Here is a 16,902-nt window from a genome sequence, read left to right as displayed (position 1 = left end):
GTGGCCCGAGATCTGAACCAGGCTGTTTTCGTCGCCGGCCATCGCGGCATGGTGGGGTCGGCCATCGTCCGCCGCCTCAAGGCGCTGGGCTATACCCATATTCTCGTGGCCGCGCATGATGAGGTGGATCTGCTCGACCAGGCCGCCGTGCAATCTTTCTTCAACACCAACCGTATTGATCAGGTGTATCTGGCGGCAGCCAAGGTGGGCGGGATTCACGCCAACAACAGCTATCCGGCGGACTTCATCTACCAGAACCTGATGATCGAAGCCAACGTCATCCAGGCGGCGCACCAGGCTGGCGTGCAGAAGCTTCTGTTCCTCGGCTCATCCTGCATCTATCCCAAGCATGCTGAACAACCGATGCGGGAAGACGCCTTGCTCACGGGGATCCTCGAGCCTACCAACGAGCCTTACGCCATCGCCAAGATCGCCGGGATCAAACTGTGCGAAAGCTATAACCGCCAGCATGGCCGCGACTATCGCAGCGTGATGCCGACCAACCTGTATGGCCCCCACGACAACTACCACCCGGAGAACAGCCACGTGATCCCGGCGCTCCTGCGCCGTTTCCACGAAGCCGTGCAGCGGGGTGACGAAGAAGTGGTGATCTGGGGCAGCGGCAAGCCGATGCGCGAATTCCTGCATGTGGACGACATGGCCGCCGCCAGCGTGCATGTGATGGAGTTGGAGAGCGCAACGTATCAGGCCAACACCCAGCCGATGCTCTCGCACATCAACGTTGGCACCGGTGTCGATTGCAGTATCCGCGAACTGGCGGAAACCCTCGCCAAGGTTACGGGTTTCGCCGGCCGGTTGGGCTTCGATGCCAGCAAGCCGGACGGCACCCCGCGCAAGCTGATGGATGTGTCCCGCCTGAAAGCGCTGGGTTGGCAAGCCAGCATCGGACTGGAGGAGGGCCTGCGCGATGCCTACCGCTGGTACGTCGAGAACGTGGAGCATGCGCGCATGCACTGACGGTGCCTCCCGCCTCCACGCGGCTGCCCGTCCAAGCGTTACCCGCACCTTGTCGATTTCGTGCCTGGATTTTTTCAGGAGCAATCATGTGGCTGAGTAACGAGTCTTTCCGCACCGTCGTGGCACTGACTCCGCTGGTCGCTATCGACCTGGTGGTGCAGAACGCCGAAGGGGCCATTCTCCTTGGCCAGCGGCTGAACCGCCCAGCCCATGGGTACTGGTTCGTACCCGGGGGCCGGATCCTGAAGAACGAGAGTCTCGATGCTGCGTTCCGGAGACTGACTCTGGACGAGCTGGGGCAGGCGTTCGAGCGACGCCAGGCGCGTTTGCTGGGTGTCTATGAGCACTTCTACAGCGATAGCGTGTTTGGCGATACGCCAACCCATCCCGACACCCATTACGTCGTGCTGGGTTACCAGCTCCGCCTACCCCCTTCTACGACGCTCATAACCCCTGCCGCCCAGCACGACTGCTTCCGCTGGTGGCGCGTGGCCGAGATGCAGGCCAGCTCCAAGGTGCACGACAACGCTCGCGCCTACCTGGATGCCCTGCAATAGCACTTCCAACAGCTCAAAAGGACGCCCGAAATGTTCCTACCGGTCATCATGGCCGGCGGTTCAGGCTCCCGCCTGTGGCCGCTGTCGCGCCAACTCAAACCGAAACAGTTCTTGCCGTTGGCCGATGCTGGCCTCTCCATGTTGCAGGCCACTATCAGTCGCCTTGAGGGGCTCGATGCCGAGTTGCCCCGGCTGATCTGCAACGAGGAGCACCGATTCCTCGCTGCCGAGCAACTGCGTCTGCTGGGCATGGCGAAGGCCAACATCCTGCTCGAACCCATCGGCCGTAACACTGCACCGGCCATTGCCCTGGCGGCCTTGCAGGCGTGCGCCGAGGCCGATGACCCGCTGCTGCTGGTACTGGCGGCGGATCATCAGATCCAGGATGTATCGGCTTTCCATGCCAGTGTCCGGGCAGCCATGCCTCTGGCCGAGGACGGCAAGCTGGTGACATTCGGCATCGTCCCCACCCACGCGGAAACAGGCTATGGCTACATCGAGAAGGGTGAAGGCATAGGTGATACCGGTTTTGCGGTCAGCCGCTTTGTCGAGAAACCAAACATGATCGAGGCCCAGGAGTACCTGGCCAGTGGCAACTACTTCTGGAACAGCGGCATGTTCATGTTCCGTGCAAGCCGCTATCTGCACGAGTTGGAGCGCTTCCGGCCGGACATACTTGCGGCCTGTCGTACGGCCCTGGAAGGAGCCTCCCGTGATATGCAGTTCACCCGCGTGGATCAGGCCGCCTTTACCGCCTGCCCGGAAGACTCCATCGACTACGCGGTGATGGAGAAGACCGAGGATGCGGCCATGGTGCCGCTGGATGCGGGCTGGAGTGACATCGGCTCCTGGTCGGCGCTCTGGGGTATCAGCGAAAAGGACGAGCAGGGCAACGTCTTCAAGGGTGACGTGCTGCACCAGCGCTCGTGCAATAACTTTGTGCATGCCAGCAGCCGCCTGGTCGCGGCCGTTGGGGTCGAAGACCTGGTCATTGTCGAAACCAAGGATGCCGTACTGGTTGCACACAAGGACCATGTGCAGGACGTGAAGAAGATCGTCGAGCAGTTGAAAGACTGTTCGCGTAACGAGCACATCAACCATCGCGAGGTCTATCGTCCCTGGGGCGTGTATGACTCCATCGACAGAGGTCAGCGTTACCAGGTCAAGCGAATCACCGTGCAGCCCGGCGCCAAGCTTTCGGTCCAGATGCATCACCACCGCGCCGAACACTGGATAGTCGTCAGCGGGACGGCCAAGGTCACCAATGGCGACAAGACCTACCTGGTGACCGAAAACCAGTCCACCTACATCCCCGTCGGCCAGGTCCACGCCCTGGAAAATCCAGGCGTCATTCCATTGGACCTGATCGAAGTGCAGTCGGGCTCCTACCTGGGTGAAGACGACATCGTGCGCTTCGAAGACAAGTACGGGCGGGCGTGAGCGCCACCCATGCATCCAGCACTCATTCGGACAACCGGGATGTCTCCAGCCCTCATGCGATATTTGCGTGTTTTGCCCTTTTTTGCCGTCCTCGCGGTCATCCTGTTCGCCGGCTTGAAGCCTGAGCCGCTGCCAGAGGCGGTTGAGCAGCAGGATAAGCTGCACCATTTACTCGGCTTTGCTGCCTTGGCTGCGACCTCGCGCCTGGGGTTTCCCCGCACGCATTTCATCTGGCTCTTGACCATCTGCCTGGGGACAGGACTGTTGATCGAACTGGGCCAGGGCTTGCTGCCCAACCGCACGCCATCGGCTGGCGACGTGATCGCCAACACCCTCGGCGTAATGCTGGGCTGGATTGGCTCGCTGTGGTTGCAAAGCTGGTTGCGGGCTCGCCGTTATGGTTGTGCTGGCTGAGGCGGAAGGCGCGGTGCGTCGAGGGGGCGTTCATGGCCGCGGGGAGAGCCGTCCCTGCCGGGATGTTCCGCGTGCTTGCGCGGTGCGGCCTGGCTGCCGGCGAGCACGGCTATCGCGCAGACAACGACCAGGGTCGCGGCGTTGGCCGGGATTTGCAGGTTGAAGTCAGTGCTGGAGTGGATCAGCAGGGCGATGATGCCCATCGCCGCGCCGAAACCTACTCCTCTGCGATACACCGACTCGCGCCGCCAAAGCGCCCTGAGTGCATACCACAAGGCCGCCAGGATGAAGGCAGCCAGTGGCAGGCTGCCCAGCAGGCCGAACTCGACGGCGAACTGGATATAGTCGTTGTGCGCATGGTCGAAATGGATGCGGATGTCCTCGCCCGGGTACCTGGGGAACACCGCTTCGAAGCTGCCGGCGCCTTGGCCCATCAGCGGCCGTTCCCGGAGCAGCGGCAGGGCGTAGCTGAACACATCGTCGCGAACTTCGTTGGCCTGCTGGACCACTTCGCCATTCACAACCACATCGTTCAAGCGGGTGCTGAGCACGCGATCCTTGAGTCTTTCCAGACCGAAATACTGACTGACCACCAGGACGTCTATGAGAATGATGCTGGTCAGAATCAGGCCGTTACGCAGGCGATTCTCCTTTTCCAGCACCACGAACAGGCTACCGACCAGCAACAGGCTGGCGAAAAACGCAATGTTGCCCATGCGCGAGTGGGTCATCACCAGAGCGATGACCATCACAACCAGGGCCAGGCGCAGACGCGCCTTGGGGCCCATCAGCAGCTCCACCAGGTTCGCCCAGCTGAAGGGGCGGTCATCGCGCAGAGCCAGTAGCAGGCCGATGCCGCAGGCCAGGGTCATCTCTAGATAGCCGGCCAGATGGTTACGGTTGACGAAGGTGCCGGTCGCGTCGCCGATGTAGCTGTCCTTGGGACCGGCCAGCAGCCACTCCACATCGGAAAGGGTCATGAAGGCGCCAAAGAAGGCCTGCAGCGTACCGCTGACCACCAGCGTGCCAAGCAGCAGGTTGAGCCGCTTGCGGGTATGGAACAGCGCGATCACCAGCAGGAACAGCAGGCAATAGGCCAGGCCGAGCATCAGGTGTTGGAAGGTCGACCCTATATCGACAGTCAGGCCGGCCAGCCATTGCACCGCCACCCAGGCCTGCGTGAGTAGAAGCAGCGCAAGCAAGGGGAGGGCAGTCTTCATGGCCTTGTTCTGCGGGCCTCGTTCGGCACCGCCGTAAATCTGGCCAATCGCCCAGGCGCATCCCAGGCCGCCCATCAACAGGATGAACAGCCCAACCGCCCACTCGCGATTGCTGCCCAGGGGCATCGGCAGCCACACCAACACAAGCAGCATCCCGGCGAGCAGAAAACGCTCAAGGTGGCGGGTAGACCGGAGCATAGGCGGGCTCTTCCGTTTGATAGTGGGCAGCCATGCGCGGCGCGCGGCAGAGAGTGAATGGCGTAAGTGTAGGAGGGGGATACCGCGCCGGCGAAATAGTTCGTGTAGGAGCCAGCTTGCTGGCGAACGGGTCCCGAAAGGGTCGTGGTTCGCGAGCAAGCTCGCTCCTACAAGTGAAAGGGTTGGCATTCGCCAGCAATCAGGCTCCTACAAAATCTGGATCAGGAATGCGGGCATAGAGCAACTGGTAGCCATGTCACTCCTTTGAGCCATAAGGAGATCAAAAATGATCAAGGGTCGCAGCGCGGTTCGTGTTTTTGTTGTTTTACTGATCCTGCTGGTTTTCCTGGCACTCATGGCTGTGGGGGGACTTTTGTTTTTGGGCAGAGGCGAGGAACTCAAGTTGGTCGCCTCGATCCTCTACTCAAGAAAGGCAGAGTATCTGTTCTTTGCTGGAGCGACGTATGTCTCGCTACTCCTGCTGAATAAGAGAAGGTTCATTTCTGCTGTAATTACATTTTTAGTGGGCCTGGCCTGGATGCTTTTTCATCAGCCTGTGTCGGGCTTCATCGGGTCGCTCGGGGTCGATTCATTCTCTGAGGCCAAGGACTTCGACTTTGAGGAGGCAAAATTCTGGCTCGCCACGATGCAGGAAACGATCAAGCCAGATTTTCGTATGAAAGCGCTTGCTCTCTACCTGCTCTACTTGCTGATGGCGGTTTCAAGTTTTTATTTGTTGAAGTGGTGGCTGCACTCAAGAACCTTTACCAAGCAATACTATACCCATATAAAGCTGGCGCTGTCTGGATTGCTTGTTATTGGTGCAATCCTGCTGACGTTTCTGGATTCCGCTTCATTATTTTTCAGTAATTCAGAATCTTATCTGGTGGTAAAGAGTAACTTTTCGAATGAACCACCCGAGGCAGTGCAGGCTGAAGGCAAGGTTGATGTCTTTGTTTATGTCGGGGAGTCCACCTCGGTAATGAATATGAGTCTCTACGGCTATCCGCGAGACACGACCCCAAGGCTCAAGAAGGTCTTCGATGAAGATCCGAATTTCATTCTTTTTGAAAATGTATTTTCTACCCACACGCATACGTCCCCATCACTGCTGGAGGCGTTTTCATTTGCCTTGCACAGCGAAGAGGATTTTCTGCCAATTGAGCGGCGCCGGCGGATTTCTGTTGTTGATGTATTAAGGAAGGCCAAGGTGGATGTTCGCCTGATAAGCAACCAGGGCATGGTCGGAACCTGGAATCAGGCGTCATCCATCATCTTCAAGAACGCCGAAAATACCTTCAGCACGGATTCGCGGCGGCTTGGCAACAGTGATGGTAAGGCCGCAAGGCCATGGGATGATGCGTTTTTCGAGGCGCAGCTTGCAAATCTGGACTTTTCAAGCAAAAGCAATGCCTCGGTTACGTTTCTCCATTCTTATGCAGGGCATGGAGAATATCTTGCAAACATCCCGGAGGAGTGGAGGGTCCCAGTTGATGGGTATTTTTCTTCCGGTTCTGGAATCAGGATGTCAGAGGCTGACTATGTCTCAATTGAATCTGTCGATGCCTATGATTCAGCAGTCAAATATATAGACTATAGCGTCTCGAAGACCCTTGACTATGTTCGCGGGCTTGATACGCCAGCAGTGCTGATCTATTTCTCCGATCACGGCGACTCGGTTTTTACCGGAAAAGGACATGATTCTTCCCGGTTCACGCATGAAATGGCACGGGTGCCGTTCTTCATCTACTTTAACGGGCCCGCCAGGCTGCAGCGTGCCGAGCTATATCGGAAGTACGTGACTCTTGCGAAAAGCTCCAGAACAGCAAGCCTGGCCCAGCTCTCGGCTACTATCCTGGATGTTGCAGGTGTTCGAGTGAAAAACACAGCGACATCTAAAATGGATTTGAAACCAGTAGTCGGGGAGGAGGCTCAGCTTCCGCCAATCGTTGTGCGTGAAATAAGTGATGGTATTTCGTTTGTCAACTTAAGTGCCGAGAAGCCTGCGCGCCCTAAGTTTGACCAGTTCAATTTTATTGACTCAACCGATGCCGATACTTCGAGCTACCTGGATGTCAAGGGTGGGCGCATTCTGGCAAGTGATTATTGCAGGAAAATGGAGTTGTCTTTCGAGTCCGCAAGAAGGCGCCAGATAATAGGCGGCTGCAAGTCCTTAAGTTTGATCGGGCTTGGTAATAATCTTGAACTGGTTGGCGATAAAGAATGAGCGCTAAAAGCTATTCGTAGGAGCCAGCTTGCTGGCGAAAGCGGGGCCACATTCGCGAGCAAGAACTCGGCGTCCCCCTTGTTCCTACAGGTACGGGTACGGGGACGATGTTTTGGGGTGGTGGTGGGGCGGTGCATGTTTTTGTAGGAGCCAGCTTGCTGGCGAAAGCGGGGCTCACATTCGCGAGCAAGCTCGCTCCTACGGGGGCGGCCCGCCCTGCCCATGAATCGCCCCTGCAACGCATCAGTTCGTAGGATGGGTGGAGTGGAGCGATACCCATGCGGACCGGGCTGATGGGCATCGCAAGCTCAACCCATCCTACGTGGCTAAAAGCTATTCGTAGGGTAAGCGTCCAGCCAAGTCACCTTCCGAACTCCCGCATTAAGGGCGATGGTGTCCGCGTATTTTTAAGCGGACGCGATAGCCCTTATCGCCGGGATTTCCATGCGCCAACGAAGCTCTTACCCCAAACCGTTCAAGGCCCAGGTTGTTCAGGAGTGCCTGCAACCTGGTGCGACCGTCTCCAGCGTTGCCATCAGCCACGGCATCAACGCCAACGTCATTCGCAAGTGGCTGCCGCTTTACCGAGATCAGCCACCAGCGGCGTTGCCGGCGTTCGTTCCATTGAGGGCCACGCCTAAACGAACAACTGAGGCGTTCGCAATCATTGAGTTGTCCCTTGGCGAGCAAGCGGTCACGGTGAAATGGCCAGCCTCCGATCCTGAAGGCTGCGCCCGCTTTGTGCGTGGGCTCACCCCGTGATCCGCATCGATACCATCTGGCTCGCCACCGAACCGATGGACATGCGCGCCGGTACCGACACCGCGTTGGCCCGTGTGGTGGCCGTGTTCGGTGCGGCGAAGCCGCACTGTGCCTATCTCTTCGCCAATCGCCGCGCCAACCGCATGAAAGTCCTGGTGCATGACGGTGTGGGTATCTGGCTGGCCGCGCGGCGCTTGCACCAGGGCAAGTTTCACTGGCCAGGCATCCGGCACGGCTCGGAAGTCGAACTCGACACCGAGCAACTTCAGGCTTTGGTACTGGGTCTACCCTGGCAGCGGGTCGGTGCCGCCGGCGCGATCACAGTGCTGTAGCACCTGCCATTAGCCCATCGGTTTATCTCCGCTGACCGCCTGCTCTGGCACAATCAGCGGCATGACTGCCTCGCCCAATCTCGACCAACTGACACCTGACCAGCTGCGCGCACTGGCCGCGCAGTTGCTCACGCAGGTCGACCTGATGGGCAAGAAGATCCACCGCGACCAAACGGTTATCGAGAACCTCACCCACGAAATCGCCATCCTCAAGCGGCACAAGTTTGCCAAGCGCAGCGAGCAACTGAGCCCTGACCAGGGCCGCCTGCTGGATGACCTGCTCGACACCGACATCGTGGCCATCGAGGCGGAGCTGAAAGCGGTCAATCCGCCGGCTGCGCCGGCCGAAGCACGCCAGCAGCCCAAGCGTGCACCGCTGCCACCGCAACTCCCGCGCACCGTGATCCATCACGAACCGGAGAACACCCAGTGCGCCTGCGGCTGCCAGCTGCAACGCGTGGGTGAAGACGTCAGCGAAAAGCTGGATTACACGCCGGGCGTGTTCACCGTCGAGCAGCATGTGCGTGGGAAATGGGCCTGCCGCCAGTGCGAAACGCTGATCCAGGCGCCGGTGCCGGCGCAGGTGATCGACAAGGGTATCCCCACCGCCGGCCTGTTGGCGCACGTGATGGTGGCCAAATTCGCCGACCACCTGCCGCTGTACCGGCAGGAAAAGATCTTCGGCCGTGCCGGCCTGGCTATCGCTCGTTCGACGCTGGCGCAGTGGGTCGGGCAAACCGGCGTGCAGCTCCAGCCGCTGGTCGATGCGCTGCGCGAAGCCGTGCTGGGCCAACGCGTGATCCACGCTGACGAAACCCCGGTGCAAATGCTCGCGCCGGGCGAAAAGAAAACCCATCGGGCTTACGTCTGGGCCTACAGCACCACGCCCTTCGCCGATCTGAAGGCCGTGGTCTACGACTTCAGCCCCAGCCGTGCCGGCGAGCATGCGCGCAATTTTCTTGGCCAGTGGAATGGCAAGCTGGTCTGCGACGACTTCGCTGGCTACAAGGCCGGTTTCGAGCAAGGCATCACCGAAATCGGCTGCATGGCCCACGCCCGCCGCAAGTTTTTCGATCTGCACGCGGCGAACAAAAGCCAACTGGCCGAACAGGCGCTGCACTCTATCGCTGGGCTGTACGAAGTCGAACGCCAAGTGCGCGACATGAGCGATGAAGAACGCGGGCGAATACGGCAGGAACAGGCTTCACCGATCCTCGACGCGCTGCATGCCTGGATGCTGGCCCAGCGTGATCGGGTGCCCAACGGCTCAGCCACGGCGAAAGCCTTGGATTACAGCCTCAAACGCTGGCAGGCACTGACTCGCTATGTCGAGGATGGTGCTGTGCCCATCGACAATAACCCGGTCGAGAACCAGATCCGGCCGTGGGCCCTTGGACGCTCGAACTGGTTGTTTGCCGGGTCGCTACGCAGCGGCAAACGGGCGGCGGCAATCATGAGCCTGATCCAGTCGGCGCGCATGAATGGGCATGATCCCTATGCCTATCTCAAGGATGTGCTGACACGACTGCCGACGCAGAAGGCCAGCGCTCTAGCCGAGCTGCTGCCGCACAACTGGGTATCCGCCGGCAAGGTGTAATGCCCGTTCGCTTACTTCGTAGGAGCCAGCTTGCTGGCGAAAGCGGGGCCACATTCGCGAGCAAGCTCGCTCCTACGGGGGCGGCCCGCCCTGTCCATGATTCGCCTCTACAGCGCATCAGTTCGTAGGATGGGTGGAGCGGAGCGATACCCATGCGGACCGGGCTGATGGGTATCGCAAGCTCAACCCATCCTACGTGGCTAAAGCTATTTGTAGGAGCCAGCTTGCTGGCGAAAGCGGGGCCACATTCGCGAGCAAGCTCGCTCCTACGGGGGCGGCCCGCCCTGCCCATGATTCGCCTCTACAGCGCATCAGTTCGTAGGATGGGTGGAGCGGAGCGATACCCATGCGGACCGGGCTGATGGGTATCGCAAGCTCAACCCATCCTACGTGGCTAAAGCTATTTGTAGGAGCCAGCTTGCTGGCGAAAGCGGGGCTCACATTCGCGAGCAAGCTCGCTCCTACGGGGGCGGCCCGCCCTGCCCATGATTCGCCTCTACAGCGCATCAGTTCGTAGGATGGGTGGAGCGGAGCGATACCCATGCGGACCGGGCTGATGGGTTTCGCACGCTCAACCCATCCTACGTGGCTAAAGCTATTCGTAGGAGCCAGCTTGCTGGCGAAAGCGGGGCCACATTCGCGAGCAAGCTCGCTCCTACGGGGGCGGCCCGCCCTACCCATGATTCGCCCCTACAGCGCATCAGTTCGTAGGATGGGTGGAGCGGAGCGATACCCATGCGGACCGGGCTGATGGGTATCGCACGCTCAACCCATCCTACGTGGCTAAAAGCTATTCGTAGGAGCCAGCTTGCTGGCGAAAGCGGGGCCACATTCGCGAGCAAGCTCGCTCCTACGGGGGCGGCCCGCCCTGCCCATGATTCGCCTCTACAGCGCATCAGTTCGTAGGATGGGTGGAGCGGAGCGATACCCATGCGGACCGGGCTGATGGGTTTCGCACGCTCAACCCATCCTACGTGGCTAAAGCTATTTGTAGGAGCCAGCTTGCTGGCGAAAGCGGGGCCACATTCGCGAGCAAGCTCGCTCCTACGGGGGCGGCCCGCCCTGCCCATGATTCGCCCCTACAGCGCATCAGTTCGTAGGATGGGTGGAGCGGAGCGATACCCATGCGGACCGGGCTGATGGGTACCACAAGCTCAACCCATCCTACGTGGCTAAAGCTATTTGTAGGAGCCAGCTTGCTGGCGAAAGCCGGCTCACATTCGCGAGCAAGCTCGCTCCTACGGGGGCGGCCCGCCCTGCCCATGATTCGCCCCTACAGCGCATCAGCCCCAGGCTCGCCGGGGCGGTCGGCCTGATCCGTTGGCCAGAGCCTGCGCAACGCCAGCGTGCACAGGATGCCGCTCAGCACGCCCAGCACGTTGGCCGCGATGTCGGCCCCGGATGCCGTGCGTAACGGCAGCAGCTCCTGCCCCAGCTCGATTCCCACAGAAACCAGAAAAGGCCACAGGAACAGCCACGGCAGCCGCGCCCGTGGAAAGGCCAACCAGGCACTCAGGGTGAGGCAAGCAAACCCCGCCCAATGGTGCAGCTTGTCCTGGTTGTCGAAAGCTTCCGGCACCGGGTCGCTGCTCAGCCCGGCCATCAAAATCACGGCCAGCACGAGGCAGAAGGCCAAGCGCGCAAGCCAGATGAGCCGGGAGTCTGTCATTCCACCACCTTGTCGAAGTTGTTGTGGAACATGTCGATGTTGCGCCCCTCGGTCAGGGAGTAGAGCGAGTAGCTGCGGCCCAGGGCAGCGCCGCCGTCACGGGTCAGCGGCGACCATACCAGGTTGGCCCGGCGCATGGTGGAGCTGGCCATCAGCTCGTCGAAGGGGATCGAGAAGTAGATGCCCTTGCCGAAGCTACCCTCGCCGTATTCTTCTTTTGTGACATTGGTGAAGGTCGCCCAGGCACCGAAGCGCACGCCGTTGCGGAACTCGCGGGAGAGGTCGAACGTCACGCCATAGTCGCGGGCCAGGTAACGGCCAACGCTGACCGCCGCGAGGATGTCCTCGAAGGGCAAACGGTAGTAGCCGGTCACATGGCCGGTGATCACGTCGTAGTCGCGCAGGCCGAAGTCCTGCTCGAAATCACGCTGCTTGGCCCAGTTGAGGTTGCCGCCGATGGCCCAGCGCTCGCCCATGGGGCGATACAGCAACTCGCCACCCACACCCGCGAACATCGATTCCAGGTAGCCGCCGTAGGCCATGCCGTAGAGGTCCTCGTCCAGCTGACGCACCTTGTTCAGCTGGAAGGTGGGCATGGTCACGTCCGAGGTGGTCATGTACTCGCGCAGGAAGGTGCGCACGCGCGGCAGGTTGCTCGGCGCGTCGTACTTGAACTTGTCGAAGTTGTTCACCAGGTTGGCGCTGAGCATGCCGTTCCACCACAGGTCACGCTGGAAGCGGTATTCGGCAGTCAGATCCGCAGTGAATTGGTAGAGGATGAAGCCATCCGGGCCACCGATGTTCTGCTTGTAGCCCAGGCCCAGGCCGTAGGTGAACGGCGACAGTGTCTGCTCGAACAGTTCCTTTTCCTGGTGTGGTACCGGCGCGTTCTGCTCCGTGACACGGCGCAGGTCTTCCACCGGCCGATCCTTCTGCGCGACTTCGCGGAAGGTCTCGCGGGGCAGGCTGATTTCCTGCACCGGCAAGCCATTGCGATTGTCGACCACGGTGAACCAGTCGATCTCGTCGTTCACGCTGTTGTCGAGAATGCGCGCAGCGCGGCCCACGGCCTTGGGCGCGTGGAAGTAGCGGGTCTGCTCGCCATAGACGATCAGCTCCGAGTCACGCTGGGCGATACGTTCTACCCGGTAGCCGGCATTCTTCTGCAGGCGCTGGGCAACGCCCGCCCATTGCACATCTTCAGGCGCCACCTTGGGCATGCTGGCCTGCACCTTTTCTGCCGGCGGGTCGAAGCTCTTGGCCGGCGCCTTGCGGGTGGCGAAGTTGGTATGCAGGGTGATGCCGAACATCGCCGTGTTGCCGCGCTCCCAGGCCGCATGCAGGTCTACCGAGTCGCTGGCCTTGAACACCAGGCCCAGGTTGATGGGGGAGTCCTGAACTTGGTTGTTGTTCAGCGGCTCCTTCTGATAGTCGTTGCCTTCATATTCCAGCTTGAGCGAGAGCGGGTCCCAGGGCGTCTGGTAGTTCACCCCACCGAAGAAAGCCGGACTACCTCGGAAGTAGCTGTCGCCGTTGAATTCCCCCGCACTGGCAACGTTACCCTCAGGGGTCGGTCGCTCATCGAACTTGTCATCCAGCAAACCGAGAGGGTTATCGATATCCCCGCGGTTGCCAATATAGCCCCAGGCCAGGCCCAGGCTCAGGTCGAAGTCGCCCAGGCGCTTGTTGCCCACGAAATATTCACTGGAGAACAGCCCGGTACCGCCGATGTCGCGGGCTCCTAGCGCCACTTCAGGCAGCCAGCGGTTTTCCTTGAGCAGGCGGACCTTGGCGTCGATGGCCTTGTCCTTGTAGCTCTGGTCGCCACTGAAGGCTTCCGCGCCGTAGTCACGGTTGCTGATGGCGGTATAGCGAAAGCTGCCCTCCAGCCAGTCGAACGGCTGGAACGAGACACTGTAGCGGCTGTAAGGGTCAGTGCGGTTGGCGTTCACCGACAGCTCGCCAGCTTGGGCCATGCGCGCGGTGGGCGTTTGCAGCAGGCCTACGCCGCCAAAGTCATTCTGGGTGTAGCGGGGCTCGGCCACTGCGCAGGTCGCGCAGCCGAGTACCAGGCACGGGAGCCAATGGCGCTTCACGGGGCCACCTCCAGCGGCTGGGTGGCGATGAACGCAGCGAACTCCGCGTTCAAGTCTGGCGTTGGCTCGCCCTGGCCAGCGCTGCGCACGGGCACATAAATGCGTGCGCCTGGGGCAGGTGCGGGGGCCTCGGTGCGGTTCCACAGGGCCACGCCTTGGCGCTGCACGCGGCCGTCAGGCTGTACCACGAAGAGTTCATCCGGATCCGCCTCGGCATGCCGGGGGCAGGCATCCAGATAGTCCCGCGCAGGCTGGAATGGCACGAAGGGCAATCGGCATTCGGCCTGCACGGCGCCCTCCACCACCACAAAGTCCGGCCTGGGTGGGTAGAGCAGGCGGTCGCCAGCGCTGAGCACGGGGTTGTGTTCGCGGTTCAGCTCCACCTTCACCGGATCGAGTTCCGCCACCCGGCGACCGGTGACCGGCATGGCCTGCACCTTGGCGCTGAGCCGGGTAGCCAGTTCGGCCAGTGCCAGGCGGTCATCCAGCAGTGCATTGCGCTCCAGGGTAGCCAGGTCGAACAACACGCCCAGCTTCAGGCGCATCTGCTCCTCACGCAGCGGGCCATGCAGCCAGGCAGCACCCAGCAGGTAAGCCTTGGGGCTGACTTGCGCAGGCAGCAGCACATCATGCAGGTGGGTCTTGGCACTAACGGGATAGGGGCCGGGCTCGGCGGCATCACCCTCAACCGTTACGGTAGGGGCTGCGCTGGCGGCGCAAACGAACAGGGCGCTGCAAAGCAGCAGCCAGGATGGGGGAAAGCTCATTGTGAATTCTGTTTGACCATGTCTTGTCGTAGGAGGGAGGGGGACGCTGAGTTCTCGCTCGTGAACCGCAGCGTTCAACGACTCTCCCGTAGGAGCCAGCTTGCTGGCGAATCGGTGGTGTCCCTTCGCGAGCAGCTCGCTCCTACATGGCGTTAGGTTTCATCGGGCGCACCTGGATGATGCGCAAAGGCAGCTCGGGGGTTACGTGCTGGACGCTGGCCAGGATGAAGCCATCGGCGGGGTCCACCCAGTACTGGTTGCGGGCGGAAAAGCCCAGGCCGGGTATCTCGATATGTTCATCCACGCGCAACAACTCCAGGTCGCGATCGAGGATGCGCACCGTCTCCAGGCCCTGCTTCTCGAAATGGCTGATCAACTGCGCACCCATCTGGTAGCGCCCGGCAAAATCCACCTGGCGCTCGGCGCGCAGGCCATCCGGAATCCGGTGCAGGCCGGTGCGGAAGGGCGACTCGCCGACAAAGCGGGTGCCGTCCAGGTTGTCATTGAAGCCCACGCTGCGAATGGCCAGGCCATCCTGCAGCATCAGTACCTGCTGGGTGGCGGCGAGATAGAACTCCACCCCTTCCTGCAGGCGCACCAGGGCCATTACCGCCTCCCCGGTGGGGGCGGTAATCATGATCTGGTAGTAAGGGACGGCCTCCACCTGCTCGCGGGTCAGTTCCAGGGGCTCTGGCCCCTGCACGGCGGCCTTGAGGGTATCCAGGCTGGCCGTCATCAACGGGTTGCAGGCACTGAGTAGAGCAGCCAGAGGCAGCATGGCCAGGCGCGTTATCTTCACGTCACAGGCTCTCAGTTGCTGTTGTCGCTCATGTCATCCTGAATGGCGACCCCGGTGCGCAGCAGATTGGCAGTGGGGAACACCTGGCTGATGAAGCGGTTCCAGCGGGTGACATCAGCCGGGCCGACGTAGACCACGTCCTGCGGCTGCAGCTTGAAGTGCTCGGCCACTACGAAGGCCGACGGGGACTTGAGGTTGAGCTGGTAAACCTTGGCCACGTCGCGCTGCAGGTCATCCACCCCACGGATCACATACACCTCCTTGCCGCTGGAGGTTTCCTGGCGCAGACCACCCACGCTGCCCAGTGCGTCCGTCAGGTTCATGCTGCTGCCTTTAAAGAACAGGGCGCGGGCGGCATTCACCTCACCCAGCAGATAGACCTTCTTCTGGTCGTTATAGGGCAGGTGGAGCTGGTCACCGTCCTTCAGGTAGATGCTGTGCAGGACCGAGTCCTTGCGATTCAGCGTATCCAGGTCGATCACATACTCGCGGCCGTCGCGTTTGAGTACCAGGCCGGCAATGTCAGCAGAACCGGCTTGCACACCGCCTTGGCCTACGGCATCCAGCAGGCTGAGCGGTGTATTGGTAACGGGCACAGGGCCAGTCTTGCCGAAGGCGCCAGAGAGAATCACCTTCTGGCTGGCAAAGCGCAGCACACTGGCGTCGACTTGTGGTTCAGATACCACTCGGGTGAGATTCGAGGCGATGAGTGCTCGCAGCTCCTCGATGGTCTTGCCTGCCGCTTCTATCCTGCCGACGTAGGGGTAGAACAGCGTGCCATCCGGGCGCACCAGGCGACCGTTGGCCTCGATCTGCTGCTGCGGGCCGGAGGGGGCGGTGAGCTCAGGGTGGTCCCACACCGTGATGTAGACCAGGTCACCCGCGCCGATACGGTATTCCTCAGGCTGATAGCTCAACAGCTCGGGCGCCACTTTCACGCCATTCATCGCGGACTCGATGGCCACCAGCTTCGGCGTAATGGGCACCAGCTCGATGCGGCTGCTTTCCGGCGAACCTTCGCGCACCAGATTGCCGGAATCCATGTGTTGGCCAGGGGAAAACATACAGCCTTGCAGGGTGAGGCCAAGCAGCATGGCCAGGGGGAGTGCGCGAGTCATGGTCGGGTGGTCTTGTGCAGTGATCCAGGCGCTACCAGACGCGGTAGGGCCTGACTCTGGAGTCATTAGTCATGGTTACAGGGTTGAGGCCCTGGCCAGCGGAAAATGCCGAATAACGGCGCGCAGGGTTGTGCACGCAAGCTGGGCAGGTGTGACGATCAACCGGGGCCCGGAGTTACAGGCCAGATATGAAAGCTCCCAGCAATGCTGGGAGCTTTCAATGTGCAGCAGCCAAGCGCAGGGCTTAGTTGGTGGTGCCGGTAGTACCAGTGGTGCCAGTGGTACCGGTGGTGCCGCCAGCGCCAGGGGTGCTGTCGTTGCCACCGCCGCCGCTGTTGGAGGCCGCAACGCCAGCAGCAATGGCCGCAGCACCGATTGCCAAGCCGGTACCCACGGTAACGCCGCCAGCAACCGGGGTGGACAGGCTGAGGCCCTGGGTGGCGCCAGGTTTGTTGGGCATCGCATTGCCGGCCTTAGAGGCGTTCTCGGCGCCGGTTGCCGATTTGGTCGCGGCGTTGGTGGTGCCCTGTGCGGGAGGGTTGGCAGCCATCAGAGGGGTGCTGATGGCAGCGGCTATAGCCAGGGAGAGAAGTTTTTTCACAGTCATGCTCCTTTTGAGGGGAAATCCCTGATGGCACGTATAGTGGCCTAGGGTAGGGGAAAAGCGGTAGTCGCTGCAAGAAAAAGCAGTATCGATGATTAACAGCCGAATAATGTCGGAAATATTT

At 60.9% G+C, this 16,902-nt stretch carries 15 protein-coding genes; 8 read left to right on the top strand and 7 right to left on the bottom strand.

All coding sequences use genetic code 11. From position 1 onward, the window contains the following. The 4 genes from OXH74_RS06830 to OXH74_RS06815 all read left to right on the top strand — a co-directional run bounded on the left by OXH74_RS06830 (position 1) and on the right by OXH74_RS06815 (position 3,389). On the top strand, positions 1 to 978 hold the full coding sequence (locus OXH74_RS06830) for a GDP-L-fucose synthase family protein (RefSeq protein ID WP_375740592.1): 978 nt from the start codon (positions 1 to 3) through the stop codon (positions 976 to 978). An 86-nt stretch (positions 979 to 1,064) separates the two neighbouring features. Further along, complete coding sequence (locus tag OXH74_RS06825; protein WP_375740591.1) at positions 1,065 to 1,535, top strand: GDP-mannose mannosyl hydrolase; 471 nt, start codon at positions 1,065 to 1,067, stop codon at positions 1,533 to 1,535. Between the two features lie 30 nt (positions 1,536 to 1,565). Beyond that, on the top strand, positions 1,566 to 2,975 hold the full coding sequence (locus tag OXH74_RS06820; RefSeq protein ID WP_375740590.1) for a mannose-1-phosphate guanylyltransferase/mannose-6-phosphate isomerase: 1,410 nt from the start codon (positions 1,566 to 1,568) through the stop codon (positions 2,973 to 2,975). 54 nt (positions 2,976 to 3,029) lie between these two features. After that, a complete protein-coding gene (locus OXH74_RS06815) occupies positions 3,030 to 3,389 on the top strand; it encodes a VanZ family protein (protein ID WP_375741576.1) in 360 nt (119 codons plus the stop codon). Here OXH74_RS06815 and OXH74_RS06810 read toward each other — a convergent pair. Then, positions 3,371 to 4,807, bottom strand: a complete 1,437-nt coding sequence (locus OXH74_RS06810; protein WP_375740589.1) for an O-antigen ligase family protein — start codon at positions 4,805 to 4,807, stop codon at positions 3,371 to 3,373. The genes OXH74_RS06815 and OXH74_RS06810 overlap by 19 nt on opposite strands. Before the next feature lie 286 nt (positions 4,808 to 5,093). On the opposite strand from OXH74_RS06810, the gene OXH74_RS06805 reads away from it, so the two are divergent. The 4 genes from OXH74_RS06805 to OXH74_RS06790 all read left to right on the top strand — a co-directional run bounded on the left by OXH74_RS06805 (position 5,094) and on the right by OXH74_RS06790 (position 9,725). Further along, positions 5,094 to 7,034, top strand: a complete 1,941-nt coding sequence (locus OXH74_RS06805) for a phosphoethanolamine transferase (protein WP_375740588.1) — start codon at positions 5,094 to 5,096, stop codon at positions 7,032 to 7,034. A gap of 444 nt (positions 7,035 to 7,478) precedes the next feature. After that, entirely contained in the window at positions 7,479 to 7,796 is a 318-nt protein-coding gene (locus OXH74_RS06800) for a transposase (RefSeq protein WP_375737727.1), read from the top strand. Next, positions 7,793 to 8,128: an IS66 family insertion sequence element accessory protein TnpB gene (gene tnpB, locus OXH74_RS06795; protein ID WP_155688131.1), complete on the top strand. Its 336-nt coding sequence runs from the start codon at positions 7,793 to 7,795 to the stop codon at positions 8,126 to 8,128. Before OXH74_RS06800 ends, tnpB begins: the two co-directional genes overlap by 4 nt. 61 nt (positions 8,129 to 8,189) lie before the next feature. After that, the gene (locus OXH74_RS06790; protein ID WP_375737726.1) at positions 8,190 to 9,725 is read left to right on the top strand and encodes an IS66 family transposase; all 1,536 of its coding nucleotides are present in this window, start codon (positions 8,190 to 8,192) and stop codon (positions 9,723 to 9,725) included. Positions 9,726 to 10,998: 1,273 nt separating this feature from the next. On the opposite strand, the gene OXH74_RS06785 is transcribed toward OXH74_RS06790, so the two are convergent. The 6 genes from OXH74_RS06785 to OXH74_RS06760 all read right to left on the bottom strand — a co-directional run bounded on the left by OXH74_RS06785 (position 10,999) and on the right by OXH74_RS06760 (position 16,775). Then, positions 10,999 to 11,394 (bottom strand): VanZ family protein, encoded by a 396-nt coding sequence (locus OXH74_RS06785; RefSeq protein WP_375740587.1) that lies wholly within the window; start codon positions 11,392 to 11,394, stop codon positions 10,999 to 11,001. Continuing rightward, a complete protein-coding gene (locus OXH74_RS06780) occupies positions 11,391 to 13,490 on the bottom strand; it encodes a YjbH domain-containing protein (protein WP_375740586.1) in 2,100 nt (699 codons plus the stop codon). Before OXH74_RS06780 ends, OXH74_RS06785 begins: the two co-directional genes overlap by 4 nt. Then, positions 13,487 to 14,257: a capsule biosynthesis GfcC family protein gene (locus OXH74_RS06775; protein ID WP_375740585.1), complete on the bottom strand. Its 771-nt coding sequence runs from the start codon at positions 14,255 to 14,257 to the stop codon at positions 13,487 to 13,489. Before OXH74_RS06775 ends, OXH74_RS06780 begins: the two co-directional genes overlap by 4 nt. A gap of 142 nt (positions 14,258 to 14,399) precedes the next feature. Next, complete coding sequence (locus OXH74_RS06770; protein ID WP_375740584.1) at positions 14,400 to 15,056, bottom strand: YjbF family lipoprotein; 657 nt, start codon at positions 15,054 to 15,056, stop codon at positions 14,400 to 14,402. Between the two features lie 11 nt (positions 15,057 to 15,067). Then, positions 15,068 to 16,174 (bottom strand): polysaccharide biosynthesis/export family protein, encoded by a 1,107-nt coding sequence (locus OXH74_RS06765; protein ID WP_375740583.1) that lies wholly within the window; start codon positions 16,172 to 16,174, stop codon positions 15,068 to 15,070. 244 nt (positions 16,175 to 16,418) lie between these two features. Further along, positions 16,419 to 16,775 (bottom strand): hypothetical protein, encoded by a 357-nt coding sequence (locus tag OXH74_RS06760; RefSeq protein WP_375740582.1) that lies wholly within the window; start codon positions 16,773 to 16,775, stop codon positions 16,419 to 16,421. Positions 16,776 to 16,902 lie beyond the last annotated feature (127 nt).

It is taken from the genome of Metapseudomonas boanensis (assembly GCF_042232855.1).
In the GTDB taxonomy this organism is placed as follows: domain Bacteria; phylum Pseudomonadota; class Gammaproteobacteria; order Pseudomonadales; family Pseudomonadaceae; genus Metapseudomonas; species Metapseudomonas boanensis.
Note: the sequence above shows the minus strand (reverse complement) of the source record. Positions and strands in the feature narration are given on the sequence as shown.